Source organism: Bacteroides sp. AM23-12 (assembly GCF_003434395.1).
Classification (GTDB): domain Bacteria; phylum Bacteroidota; class Bacteroidia; order Bacteroidales; family Bacteroidaceae; genus Bacteroides; species Bacteroides thetaiotaomicron.
Genome location: NZ_QTLF01000005.1, coordinates 69,135 through 83,080, shown reverse-complemented (window position 1 = coordinate 83,080; position 13,946 = coordinate 69,135). Strand labels below are relative to the sequence as shown.

General features: G+C 37.9%; 6 protein-coding genes. All 6 read right to left on the bottom strand.

The genetic code is table 11. From position 1 onward, the window contains the following. Positions 1-13: 13 nt before the first annotated feature. The 6 genes from DW640_RS06950 to DW640_RS06925 all read right to left on the bottom strand — a co-directional run bounded on the left by DW640_RS06950 (position 14) and on the right by DW640_RS06925 (position 13,766). Positions 14-3,322: a TonB-dependent receptor gene (locus DW640_RS06950; RefSeq protein WP_008761665.1), complete on the bottom strand. Its 3,309-nt coding sequence runs from the start codon at positions 3,320-3,322 to the stop codon at positions 14-16. 32 nt (positions 3,323-3,354) lie between these two features. Continuing rightward, positions 3,355-4,800: a DUF4992 family lipoprotein gene (locus DW640_RS06945; protein WP_008761666.1), complete on the bottom strand. Its 1,446-nt coding sequence runs from the start codon at positions 4,798-4,800 to the stop codon at positions 3,355-3,357. Positions 4,801-5,303: 503 nt separating this feature from the next. Next, complete coding sequence (locus DW640_RS06940) at positions 5,304-7,517, bottom strand: RagB/SusD family nutrient uptake outer membrane protein (RefSeq protein WP_225665680.1); 2,214 nt, start codon at positions 7,515-7,517, stop codon at positions 5,304-5,306. A gap of 14 nt (positions 7,518-7,531) precedes the next feature. Then, the gene (locus tag DW640_RS06935; RefSeq protein ID WP_008761668.1) at positions 7,532-10,840 is read right to left on the bottom strand and encodes a TonB-dependent receptor; all 3,309 of its coding nucleotides are present in this window, start codon (positions 10,838-10,840) and stop codon (positions 7,532-7,534) included. Positions 10,841-10,869: 29 nt separating this feature from the next. Next, positions 10,870-12,345, bottom strand: coding sequence for a DUF4992 family lipoprotein (locus DW640_RS06930; protein WP_008765818.1), 1,476 nt, complete (start codon positions 12,343-12,345; stop codon positions 10,870-10,872). Between the two features lie 527 nt (positions 12,346-12,872). Then, complete coding sequence (locus tag DW640_RS06925; RefSeq protein ID WP_055270774.1) at positions 12,873-13,766, bottom strand: sugar phosphate isomerase/epimerase family protein; 894 nt, start codon at positions 13,764-13,766, stop codon at positions 12,873-12,875. Between the last annotated feature and the right edge of the window lie 180 nt (positions 13,767-13,946).

The following is a 13,946-nucleotide window of genomic DNA, read 5'->3' as shown; positions in this document are numbered from 1 at the left end:
TGTATTCAAATTATTAAAATGAAACATTAACACCTAACGTGAATTTACGTAAGTTCGGATAATATCCATAGCTTCCCGCCCAAGAAGCCCATGCTCCTTCTGGATAAGGGTTTAGGAAGTTAAATACATTTTGGCAAGTAAGATTGAAACGGCAACTACTAATACCAATTATTTTTAGCCATTCTTTAGGCAATGCATAAGCTACTGTCATATTACGAAGTTGCACTGTTGCTGCACTTACTTTCCAAAAAGTAGAGGGTGCACCATTTACGCTACTATAGCGAATATTCGGGTATTTTGCATTTCTGTTTTGTGCTACAGTTACTATATTATTAGCGTCATAAATATCCTCATATACAAACATATCTTTCCACATTGCCGACACATTACTATATTCAGAGTAACTTTCTTTACGCATAGTTGTAGGAACTAAGGAATATGCTCCCCAACTTGCACCAAACTGCGCACTAATAGAAAAATCTTTATAAGAGAAACCGAAATTTAAAGTTCCACCGTAAGGATTACTAGCACGGTGAGAAATTTTTATATAATCTTGTTCATCAACAATACCATCTGCCGGACCAAAAGTTCCAGTTGATTCATCATATTGTCCACGTACATCCTTATAAATCAGCATACCAGGATGTACATTTTCTTTTGTATTTCCTAAATATTTAGTAATACTATATTTATCAAAGTACTCATTAATTTCCTGATAACTACGGAACATACCTATACATTCATAACCCCATAGTCCTCTATCAGAACGTTCATTTCTCACTAATTTATCAAAATCATATGCAGCCTTCCAACCTGTCTCTCTGATTTTATTATCATTGTATCCTGTTGTAAGCTTTACCCAATATGACATGTCTTTTCCAATTTTATCCTTCCATCCTAATGACAATTCAACACCATATGTATCTACCTCACCAAAGTTTTCTGGAGCAGGCTGTATTCCTACCGTATTCGGATAATAAGAAGTTCCTTGATGTGAAGCAAACATTTCACGGCCCATATCATAATAGAAGTCCAAATTAGCGCTCATTCGATTCTTCAAAAAGGCCATATCAATACCAAAATTAGTTTTATAAGTCTTATCCCAATGTACATCAGGATTTACTCCTTGTTTCGGCATACGAATCGTAGCACTTGTATTTGTACTAGAATTAGTTCCAAAGATCGGTCCTTTGTCTGGATTACGGGTGTAAAGCTGAGTCCAAAGCCAAGCATTCACATTATCTTTACCAAGAATACCAAACGAACCACGTATCTTCAAAAAGTCGATTTTTGTCTTGTCTTTATCAAACCATTTTTCATCTGAAATAACCCAGCCGGCAGACCATGAAGGGAACATTCCCCAATAATTCTGAGGAGCAAATTTGGCAGAGGCATCAGAACGGAGCATAAACTCAAACAAATATTTATCATCATATGAATAATTCACACGACCAACATAAGAAAGCATACCAGACTCACTGCGGTTAAACGTTACAGTTTGAGCAAAACCTTCTGCATTGGAATCCACAGAACTAGATTGGCCATCTGTAAAAGGTAATGGGTCTGTAAGACTACCATTCAAATCTTCCCATTCTGATTCTGCTTTTTCAATAGAGAACAAACCACTGACATAATGCTTACCAAACTGACGTGCATAGCTTACTGTTAAGTTCATTTGATAACTATCTGAGCGATTCATACTACGCCCCAAAGAGTTGCCATTATTCAACTCATACAATCCCAATGTATTAGCATTGTATTCAATCTCGTCACCAACATAAAGGTGACCACCGCTGCCACCACGGGATATAAGGCGATATACATCGATTTTTGTACCGATAGTATTTGTTTTTCCTGTACTTATATTTTTTGAATAAGAAGCTTTTACCTTTAAACCACGTAAGTATTTACTCCAACCAAAATCATACTCTAATGAACCGTTAAGAGAAAAATTCTGATTCTGATTCTCAACATTATCTGACGCATTCTGTACTGCTGCAAAATTATACTTCTGCTGATCACTTGGATTAGTTATATTTTCCATACCTGAATGAAAAATATAATATCCATTTACTTGATCAGGCACATAAGGTACATGTAACATTAAAGATTCAAAATCACCATCAGAGCCACCACCTTTTACATTTTTAGGTTTATTTGTCTCTCCATAATTACCAGATACCTGCAAAGAAGCTTTCATCCATTTTGAAATATTAGCATTTACACCAGCACGATAGTTCCAACGATTATAGTCCAAGCGCCCTATATTACCTTCTTGCTGATAATACGAAACACCACCGAAATAAGTTGCTTTTTCTGTTCCCCCGCTAATGTTGACACTATGACGCTGCGTCAAAGCCGCACTCCATTCTTTATCTAATAAATTATAATTCATACCCTTCATTGCCTCCAACTCATCAGATTGAAAAAGTTGTACCCTCAAGTCATCGGATTCTTGATCCTTAGTAGCAGTATTAGCAGCACGAGCAGCATTGTATATACGACCGTAATCATAGGCATTTAGCATCTTCGGTAACATCAATGCATCTGTATAACCAAACTGTCCTGAATAAGAAATTTTGGGAGCACCTACTTTTCCTTGTTTAGTCTTAACCAGCACAACACCATACGCAGCACGTGCTCCATATACAGCCGCTGCAGCATCCTTTAAAACAGTCACATTTTCTACTTCATTTATATCTAAATTATTGAAAGCACCTTCATCTGCAATAAAGCCATCAATAACATATAGTGGAGTAGGGCTTGCATTACCTCCTAAATCAGAACTTGGAGTAATGGTAGTATTCACTGAACTTTGACGAATCTGTAAGCTTGGTGTACTACCTGGACGCCCACCACTAAGTGATACATGTAAACCATTTATTTTACCAGCTAACGCGTCACCCAAACTACCCACTGACAAATCTTTCAATTCTTCTGTGGAAATCGTTTCAATGGCACCTGTTGCATTACGTAATTTCTGAGAACCATAATCACCAAGTACTACAACTTCATCTAATTTCAGTTGATCTTCTAAAAGTACAATCCTAGGATTTTTTAAATCAGATATAATTTGTGAAGTATATCCAACAAAGGAAACTTTCAATTTGCTTTTTGGAGCAACCTTAATATTAAATTTCCCATCAATATCTGTCACTGTACCTACTGTCCCATTTACCACCATGACAGTAGCACCTATTATCGGTTCACCACTTACATCTACAACAAGTCCAGTTACTGTCTGATTCTGGGCACACAATGGCATAACAAAAGTCAACAGTGTACCGATGAATAAACTGAGAATAATATTTTTCTTATTCATTGTATTTAATTTTTATTGTCATACTACTTTACTTACTCTTCAACAAGTGGAAGCCATCGTGGATCACCGGTTCTCTTTTCAAGCTGGCTTGCTCCAGTTACAGTAAAATCACCATTTACAGCATTAATGAAGCCAGGATCTGTATCAAGAGTATTTGTATCATATTTGTCATTACTTTGACTACCATTATACCAATAAGTATTATATTCAAAATTTCTAGACATATTTGCATTACCCATTATTTTATTCGTCATATCTCCTTTACCACAATCTACAAAAATAGTTCTGGAGAAATTTAGTGTTAAGCATGCTTGTCCTCTATAGCTATTCCAATTAGTAAAGTCTTTGCTATAAGCAAGATTGTATACTGTACAATTATAAAAATTAAAAGTTCCATTTGAATATCCAGTAATCTTGTTAGGTCTGTTACCATTTACCTGTGCAAAATAACTTCCATTCTGTACAGTACTACAAAGAGTACTCTCTTTAAATGTTATATTAATAAAACTACCTTTATTAAAATACACAATCGTATTAGACTGATTACATCTAATAAAAGAAGCTTTTACTGTAAAGTTTTCTACACAATATTTTTTCCCTGAATCATATAATAAATGCCTATTAAGGTCATATACATTACAAGACTGAATAACGATGGGATCTTTAATAACGTATTCTCCAGAAGATACTTTTAATTGTTCATTTGGAGTCTTACTTAATCCAATTAATGAAGCATCAGAAGAACCTTTCTCCATTGCATTACAATAGAAATCCATAAACTTTATCTTCAAACCATTCTGTGTTAATATTCTACCACTTTGACCAAATGTAATTTTCGAATGATTAATTTTATTTCCACGAATTGTAACTTTACGTGCTCCAAAATCTATTGGACCTGATATAGTATATTCACCGTTAGCCTCTAATTCATATGCCAACTCTTTTAAAGTGCCATCTTCATTAGGTTCCATATCAGTCTCTGGAAGCGGATTATCAATAAACCATTGAGTCAAATCTACTCCACTAGGAATGGATGCATATGTTTCAAGTAAAGTTGAAAAACTTATTTCACAGGCTTTTTCTGCATCTTTGTTATTAAACTGTTTATTTCCAATGGTTTTAATTAAGAATTTATATTTTGTATCTTCTTCTACTTCCAATTCAACGCTACAACCATCGATAAACTCTCCTTCAACTACAGCTATCGGATTTTCAGGATCATCAACTACATACCAAGAAAACTCATAACCTTCTGCTCCATGCACTACAGGCCATTCAATAGTTGCATTTTCTCCTGTGGCATCAAGTTCCACTTTTACATTCTCCAATTGGGGAGATTCCAGTGTAGCATTTTTCACATCCGACTCAAAAGATTCGTCTTCGTGATACCCTATGGTACAGCTACTTAAAAGAAATAATAACGTAGCGAATAACAGTCCACGTGTTCTTCTTCGTAAAAATAAACGATTACTTTTCATACATTAAATTTAAATTAAACAATACGTTCTTATGTTATCAATATTTAAGTTGAATATTATATACAATAGTCCGTTAAACATTTCATTCACATTTATGCAGTAATGGCTGCAAAACTAATGGCTTCTTTCTACAGTCTTCGATTTATTTCTTTGTTCGGTTTGATTCCTATTATTCAGTTCCCTACTTTGACAGTCAGTTAATCTTGTGAATTGCTTTCCATCTCAATAAAAATTATAAGAAGCTTCCCATGAACTCTTGAATGAAGACATGTTAGTAAACTACTTAAATAATCATAAAATACATATACCACTCTTCTTTTTCTTCATACACAAAAAGGACGTATGATTTAAAGATATGTAATCACATAAAAAGAACAAAAATGAAGTTAATTGGAAATTATATGCAAAAAAAAGCCTCAAGACACTTTTCCTATTAAAAGGAAAGTGCCTTGAGGCCACCTTTTTATATTAAATTACTTTTTTCCGGGAATCAGAAAAATCTTTTATTCTGCCAATGGGTCGAAAGTACCCATACCACCGTGAGCATAATCTTCCCAACCAATGGTCTGATACAATGTCGCATTAGTTTGCTGTGCACTTTGACGCAATCCAAAGAAATAATATCTGGGTTGGAAATAAGGATTAATGTCCAGCACATTACCATCAAGACTGATATCTTTACGTGAGAAATAGGTATCATAGAATGTACATATACTTGACACAGCCGGATCAAGAATCGTTTCTCCGTCTGCTTCCGTAGCAATCTTCTCATTCAATGTCAGTGCTGCTGGTCGCTCTACGTTTTTAATCGGATCACTGTCATTATTTGCAGACCCGGTACCTTCAACATTGATTTCTATGCGATATCTCTTACCACGTTCATTCATCGGAGTCACACCCAAATAAGTACAAGTATTACCTCCAAAGCCACTCAATGCCCAACTTGCATTCAAAGCACCTTGTCCTACACCTCCGTCAAATAGCATCCAACGACGCATATCATACGCACGTTTACCTTCAAAAGCCAACTCTACCTGACGTTCATACAATATAGCTTCAAACAATTTAGCACGGTCAGTTTCAATCGCCGCATCCAGGCCATAATTATTTGCACTCGTATAGCCTACTCTGCCACGTACGGCTTTCAGCGCCTTGACCCCTTCCGCATGATAAGTGCCGCCCGCACCACAAGCTGATTCTGCCAGATTCAGCAATACTTCCGCATACCGTATCTCCATGTAAGGAGCTGCCGATCGTCTGAATCCCTGCTGATCACCACTGCTGTTATCAGTAAACACATAAAGACTAGTGCCCAAATCAAAATCATCCGAACGTTTACGAACATAGACTCCTCTATTCTTAGTGCCCAGCATATCGGCTGCAAAACCGCTTCTACTCGGATTATTACGCTCATCAGCCGTAGTATACCAACAATAATTCCAAAGTTCATAGTTCGCACCACTGGTATAACGGGTTGGGCATAAACTAGACATCGTTGCTCCTGAAAAATCGACATTGCCACTGTTGAATTTCCACTCTACCCCCGGAAATGCAAATGTACGGTAGAAACGCGGGTCACGATTTAGAAAGAACTTTTTAGGGTCATAATGAACTCCTGATTCCATCGGTTTCTTACCGTCAATCATCGGGAAGATGTCTATTATTTCCGCTGTAGGAGTCTTTCCTCCGCCTCCGTTTATATTTCCTGGTCGGATTCCCTGCTCCCACAAGTTGTATCGGTTGATGTTTTGTGAAGCAATAGGAGACACATTATTATATAAAGTAACAAATACGGCTTCGCTTCCACCTGTATAAGTGGCGAACATTCTGGCCCAATTCTTGGCATTGTCTTCTCCGCCATTGCCTTCATAAGCAAGTCCGAAGTTACCTTCATTCAGTTTAGTGATGGCAGCAAAATTGGCGTCGTAAGCATCTTTCCAACGAGATGCGTCATCGGCACGGTTAAAAAGTGGACTAGCATAAAGCAACAATGTACGACCTTTTAGAGCAAGTGCTGCACCGGCGGTTATGCGTCCGTAATCCTGCCCTTCATTCTGCCAACGTGCAGGAAGATAGCTGGCTGCCAGTTCCAAGTCATCGCATATAAAGTCTATACAAGCCTTAGTCGAGGAACGAGGAATGACCAGATTCTCACCATTACCATCACCTATCACCGGATTCTGGACGTGGTCTACAATGGGAACACCACCATACATTTTCACCAACAGATAATAACGCCATGCACGAAAAAAGTAAGCTTGTCCGAGTAATTGTTCTTTCTCTGTCTGCGAAAGAGTCGCACTTCCCGTCACACCTTCAATCACATTATTACATTCGCGGATACGTCCCCAAGGACTTCTTTCACTGTTGATTACATAAAAATAATCGGGAACAGTCTGAATAGTAAGAGATGCCGTAGGATCATTGAAAATAGAGTAGTCTCCATATTCCTCCGTACATTTGGAAAAATCGTCATCAATACCCGCACTGGTTATATCGGTCAAAGCATTGGAACCTCCGGTAGAACTAGGCAATAAAGACTGATATAAAAAGTCCACACGACTTTTGGCTGTTTCATAATTTTCGTACACAACCGAAGCGTCATAGCTTCCATATACTTTCTTGTCTTTCAGAAAATCATCGCTGCATCCAGTAAAACAGATTAGTCCTGTCACCATCGATGCTGTCAAACATATTTTATTTATCTTTTCTTTCATAATCTTCTTTGATATTAGAATGAGACATTAACACCTAAAGTTACTTTACGCAAATTAGGATATCTTCCATAAGTGCCTCCCCATGTACTCCAAACACCATCAGGATAAGGATTGTAAAAGTTTAAAAGGTTCTGAGCAGTCAAATTCAGACGGCAACTGCTGATGCCGATCCGATTTGTCCATTCCTTCGGAAGGCTATAAGCAACTGTCAAATTACGTAATCGAACGCTGGCTGCGCTAACTTTCCAAAATGTAGAAGCCTGACCGTTTATGGCACTATATCTTAAGTTTGGATATTTAGCACTCCGGTTCATTGGCGCCACTACATTACCACCGGCATCCAATACATCTTCATACACATACATATCTTTCCACATGGCAGATACATTTTTATATTCCAGATCATCGTATTTTTCCTGACGTAAGTCTGTCTGTACAAGAGCATAAGTACCCCAGCTTGCACCAAATTGAGCACTGAATGAGAAGTTCTTATACGAAGCACCAAAATTAAAAGTCAATCCATAAGGATTATTGGCACGATTGGAAATCTTCACATAGTCATTCTGATCAATCACGCCATCTGCTTCACCATAAGTACCATCGGCATTACGCTGACCACGTACATCACGATAGATCAACATACCCGGATGAATGTTATCTTTCGTATTCCCAAGATAAGAAGTGATCTTATTCACTGCGAAATACTCTTCGATATCCTGATAGGTGCGGAACATGCCAATACATTCGTATCCCCACACACCACGGTCGGAACGTTCACCCCGAACAATGTCATCAAAACCGGGAGTAGCCTGGAATCCGGCTTCTTTAATCTTGTTATCACTGTAACCGGTAGTCATTTTTACCCAATAAGAAAAATCTTTACCGATTTTATCTTTCCAATTCAAAGTAAGTTCTAAACCATACGTATCAACTTCTCCAAAGTTCTCAGGAGTAGCCTGCGTACCTACAGTAGTCGGATAGAAAGAAGTACCCGTGAAAGTTGTGAACAACTCACGTCCCATATCATAGTAAGCATCTAATGTAATACCCAGTCTACTATCCAGCATCCTGACATCGATACCTAAATTGGTCTTGTAGGTTTTATCCCAATGTACATCTGCGTTGACCCCTCTTTGCGGCATTTGGAATGTTGCACCACTATAGGTATTGGTGGCTGTACCAAATATAGGACCTCCATCTGCATTTCGGCTATAAAGTTGTGTCCACAACCAAGGTTGTATATTATCTCTTCCCAAAATACCGAATGAACCACGAATTTTCAAGAAATCAATACCTAGTTTTTCTTTATTAAACCAGCTTTCTTCCGAGATAACCCAACCTGCTGACCATGAAGGGAACATTCCCCAGTAGTTACTAGGAGCAAATTTGGTAGATGCATCCGAACGAAGCAGGAACTCAAACAAATACTTGTCTGCATACGAGTAGTTCAGACGACCGATATAAGAGAGCATACCCGATTCCGTACGACCGAACGTAGTCGTTTGATCCGCACCGGTAGCTGTCGAATTAGATTGTCCATCGGTAAAGCTGAAAGGATCAGTTACAGTACCGGTCAGATATTCATATTCCGATTCTGCCTTTTCAATAGAAAACAATCCATTCACATTATGCAAACCAAACTGACGTGCGTAGCTGACTGTCAAGTTCATCTGGTAGTTATCCGTTTTATTCATCGCACGGCTCAATAAATTACCATTATCCAAAGTAAAAGTACCAAAATTGCTATCATCTATATTTATATCATCGCCAGTATAAAGGTGATTTCCACTGCCACCACGTTCCAGCAGCCTGTAGACATTCATTTTAGTACCGATATTATTACTCTTATTATTGATAATGCTCCTCGAATAAGAACCTTTCACTTTTAGCCCCTTCAACCATTTGCTCCAACCAAAATCATATTCCAATGAACCGTTTATGGACATATTATTTGTCTGATTTTGAGTATTGTCAGGAGAATCCTGAACTGCTCCAAAATGGAATAGTCGTACAGCACTTAAGCCCGAAGACACATTTTCCATACCTGTATATACAACAGGACGTCCACCTACATATCCGGGCACAAAAGGCAAATGTGTCATTAGAGAATTAAAATCAGCATCTGTCCCACCACTGGTTATACCATTACGTGAGTTATTCTGTTCACCCATGTCACCTGAGAACTGTAAGGAGGCTTTAATCCACTTACCGATATTAGCATTAACACCCGCACGGAAGTTCCAACGATCATAATCTAAACGTCCCATATTACCTTCTTGATTATAGTAAGATGCACCCGCAAAATAAGTAGCCTTCTCTGTACCGCCATTAATACTGAAACTGTGGCGTTGCGTCCAAGCCGCACTCCACTCATCATCCAGCAAATCGTAGTTCAGTCCTCTCATTGCTTCCAATTCGTCAGCCTGGAAATATTGCGTTCTTCTATTATCCGATTCCGATTCACCGGTAGAAGTTCCAGCTCCACGTGCGGCATTATAAATACGTCCATAATCATAAGCACTTAGCATCTTAGGTTTTTTCAAAGCATCAGTAAAACCGAATTGCCCTGTATAAGATATGGAAGGTGTACCTACCTTACCGCGCTTGGTTTTCACCAATATGACACCGTAAGCCGCACGTGCCCCATATACAGCTGCCGAAGCATCTTTCAAAACCGTAATACTTTCTACTTCACTCACATCCAAATTATTAAATGCATCCTCTGTAGAAATAAAATCGTCAATTACATATAATGGGCTAGGATCTGCATCACCTCCACGCGTTGAATTGGGAGTAATGCTGGTATTGATATTACTTTGGCGTATTTGTAGACTTGGGGTACTACCCGGACGACCACCACCCGAATTTACATGCAAACCACTCATCATTCCGCTCAATGCATCACCTAAGTTACCCACCGAAAGATCTTTAATCTCATCCGGAGTAATGGTTTCAATCGCCCCCGTTATGTTTTTCATTTTTTGTGTACCATAACCTACAATAACCACCTCATCCAGATTAGCTACATCTTCTTTCAATACAATCTTTGGATTATTCAAATTCGTTATTGTTTGAGAAACGTATCCTACAAATGAAACAGCCAATCTTCCCCCTTCCGGGACGGGAAGGCTAAATTTACCATCAATATCACTTATCGTGCCTACCGTAGAATCTACAATCTTAATTGCAGCCCCAATAATTGGGTCACCAAATTCGTCCACAACAACCCCGGTCACCGTACGTGCATTTTGGGCATAGACGATTTGCGCAAAGGCTTGTATAAAAAGCATACATAAGCCTAAAATGAAATATCTTTTACTCATAGTATTCTGTTATTGTTTATACATTGTATTCATTCTGTTGTCGGAAGCCAACGTGGATCTCCACAACGATTCGCAATATGCTCCGAGCTACTCAAAGTAAAATCACCGTTAGCAGCATTCACAAACTTTGGCTCTACCTTAATAGCTGTTCCCGAATGGTCTCGTCCATTCTCATCACTAGTATCATAATCAAGGAATCCTCCCGGAACAGCACTATAATAATAAGTATTATATCCAAGTGTATAATTTACATTACCATAATTTCCCGCATTACAGATCCGTCTGAAAACACCTTCAGTTCCTGTGGCCGAACTTACGACACAGTCTGCAAAAATAGTATTCTGCATTTCCAAAAAGAACACAGCACTATTACTGTTTATTACATTATTAAAGAAACGATTGTTAGTGCCAATTTGATAGAACGTACAATTACTCATTTTCCGAAGCGATGTACTCCAGCCAGATCCGCTAAAGTTTGACGGAGTACGTCCTCTCATCTGAACAAAATAGGCAGATCCGGGAACCGTATAATAAATAGTACTGTTTGAAAAGCTCAAATCTTTGATCCAACCTTGACCGTTGAATGCTATAAATATAGTACTTGCTGTATTAATGCTAACCAAGCAATCAGTAATAGACAATGACGACAAAGCATAACCATTATTACAGTAATATAATGGTACGGGAAGATCTTTTATAGTACAAGATTGGAAAACATAAGGCTGCTGCACTATACCGGCTTCTGTGCTATTGAACATAACGACACCTCTACTATTAGAAGCACTGTAAGTATCAGCATCAAAATCAAAATCTATAAACTTAATTTTTAGACCAGCTCCGCGATTTATAAAAGAAGCATTTCTTTTCATTGTCAGTTTGGCATGATTTACTTTGTCGCCACGAATAGTCAATGTAGTCGTTCCTAAATCAATATTACCATCCATTTCATATACACCACCTGCCACTAATTCATAAGCTATTTCTTCTTCTCCTTCTGCAAGAGGCTCAATCGGATTTGCCGTAAAATATTCGGTCAGATTAGTTCCTGTTGGTATTGTTTCACGTACTCGAACCAATGTATTATAAGTCATTTCCGTAGCTGCAACAGCATCAGCGTTATTATACTTCTGATTTCCTAATGCTCTGACTGCAACCTTATACTTTGTATCTTCAGTAATATCACGCGTAATCGTACATTTATCTACGACTTCATTCTCTTCGCCTATAACAACTGGATTGTCAGGATCATCAATATTATAAAATGTCACTTGGTACCCACCGGCTCCTAGCACTACCGGCCATTTAATTTCCAGAGACGTAATATCTACGTTTCTGGTAAAAGTCCAACCTTCAGTCGACGGTGATTCCAAGGTTACCCCCTGAACTTCCGATGAGAAGGTCCAATCATCCTTGTATCCATCGACACAAGAACTAAAAAGAAGTATAGCTGCCGCAAATGCCAAACTATCCCTTTTTACTCGCAAGAATAAATGTTTACTCTTCATAGATTAAATTTTAATTTATATAAAATGATATATTACATCATCAGACATCTATTCATATAAATAAAAAGATACAACTAAAAGAATCGTAATCTCTTAAAAAGAATAAAAAATAGAATCTGAAGTTTTTTCTCTTAGTTTTATTAAACTATATCATAATTCCCCTCCCTATCATTGTTTAAAATTTTCTTTTAAATGTTTTATATTCCAATCATCGTTCTTCTCCACATCTTCACATCGTTTTAACTTCCACTTTAACCGATTCATATAAAGGACGAATGGATAAGATCATTGTAATCCACCAAAATTCTGCTGATTGATACCATAACGGAAACAGTGAATTAAATAAAAAACAAAATGGTTACAAGCATCCGAAATAAAGGATGAGAAAGCATCAATATCTCTATAGGATTAGGATTTGATTCGCATAGTGAAAAAAAAGTCCGAACTTTTTTAAGTTCGGACTTTTAATATAGTAAGAGGACATATAATGTTTGAAGTCCCTCCTACCTATTATCTCAATTATTATATTACTCTTGAAACACCTTTTTCAAATACTTTATATTCGTTCCATAATTCTTCTTCACGTTCCTCACATCATCCTTGTCTCGTGAGCGTTCTACAACCAGCCAGCCCCTCCAGCCCATTTTGTCAAGCGTCTTTTTTACCTTATTCATATCCAGCCGCTCATTGAAAGGAAGAGTCACTCCATCCGTATCTGTACAGTGAATCTGGCAAATTCTATTTTTTCCAAGAATCTTGAGTTCCTTACATAGATCCCTTCCATTCTCTAATGCATTCTGAAATTTAAAATAGATCTTGATACCGGGAGAATTAATCTCTTTCAATAGTTTCACTTCTTCTCTTGCATCCAATTGAGTTTCAATGCCAATTACAACTCTTTCCGAAGCAGCCATATCCCCTACTTCCTTCAGCCGTTTTATTAAAGCTGTCCGAAGTTCCGGAGTTTCCTGCCAGCCTGCTTCCACTCCACCCAAAGGGAGAAAAGCGACCTTGGCACCCATTACTTTCATTGCATCCAGACAATCCCGAACTAATTCTTTATAATTAGCACGATCTAAAAAAGACTGTCCATAAAAACCGGACATAGCAATAGAAGGAACCTCTAAATTATAGTTCTGAGCTGTTTCACGAAATAGCTGCTGGAAATGGGGCTCACGCAATTTGTTATCGAACATTTCTCTTTTACCGAGACTACCCATATCCAACTCGACTCCATCTCCTTTCAACTCATGCACCAATTGGAACGAACCAATCTTCTGACGTTTCAATATCATCCAGTCACATACGGCGATCTTGTAACGTTGTTCTTTTTGTTTCGATGCAGCAACAGCCAGCATTGGAAAACATTCTGCTACGATTAATATCCAAAGGATATGTTGAAATAATTTCTTTCTATTCATCATCTTAATTATACGCTGATCGTATAAAAGACGGATGAAAGGAAACTTTGTAATCGGCTACATTCCAAATATTTAATACTAAAACGGAAAAGGGGATATTTATAAAAATAAGATAATGACACTATCCCAGGTAAATGGTGTCACTATACCACTGATATAGTGTCACTATCGCAGACATAT

Coding starts and splice junctions, on each gene's coding strand:
- DW640_RS06950 (WP_008761665.1), bottom strand. CDS start 3,322: ATGAATAAGAAAAATATTATTCTCAGTTTATTCATCGGTACACTGTTG.
- DW640_RS06945 (WP_008761666.1), bottom strand. CDS start 4,800: ATGAAAAGTAATCGTTTATTTTTACGAAGAAGAACACGTGGACTGTTA.
- DW640_RS06940 (WP_225665680.1), bottom strand. CDS start 7,517: ATGAAAGAAAAGATAAATAAAATATGTTTGACAGCATCGATGGTGACA.
- DW640_RS06935 (WP_008761668.1), bottom strand. CDS start 10,840: ATGAGTAAAAGATATTTCATTTTAGGCTTATGTATGCTTTTTATACAA.
- DW640_RS06930 (WP_008765818.1), bottom strand. CDS start 12,345: ATGAAGAGTAAACATTTATTCTTGCGAGTAAAAAGGGATAGTTTGGCA.
- DW640_RS06925 (WP_055270774.1), bottom strand. CDS start 13,766: ATGAATAGAAAGAAATTATTTCAACATATCCTTTGGATATTAATCGTA.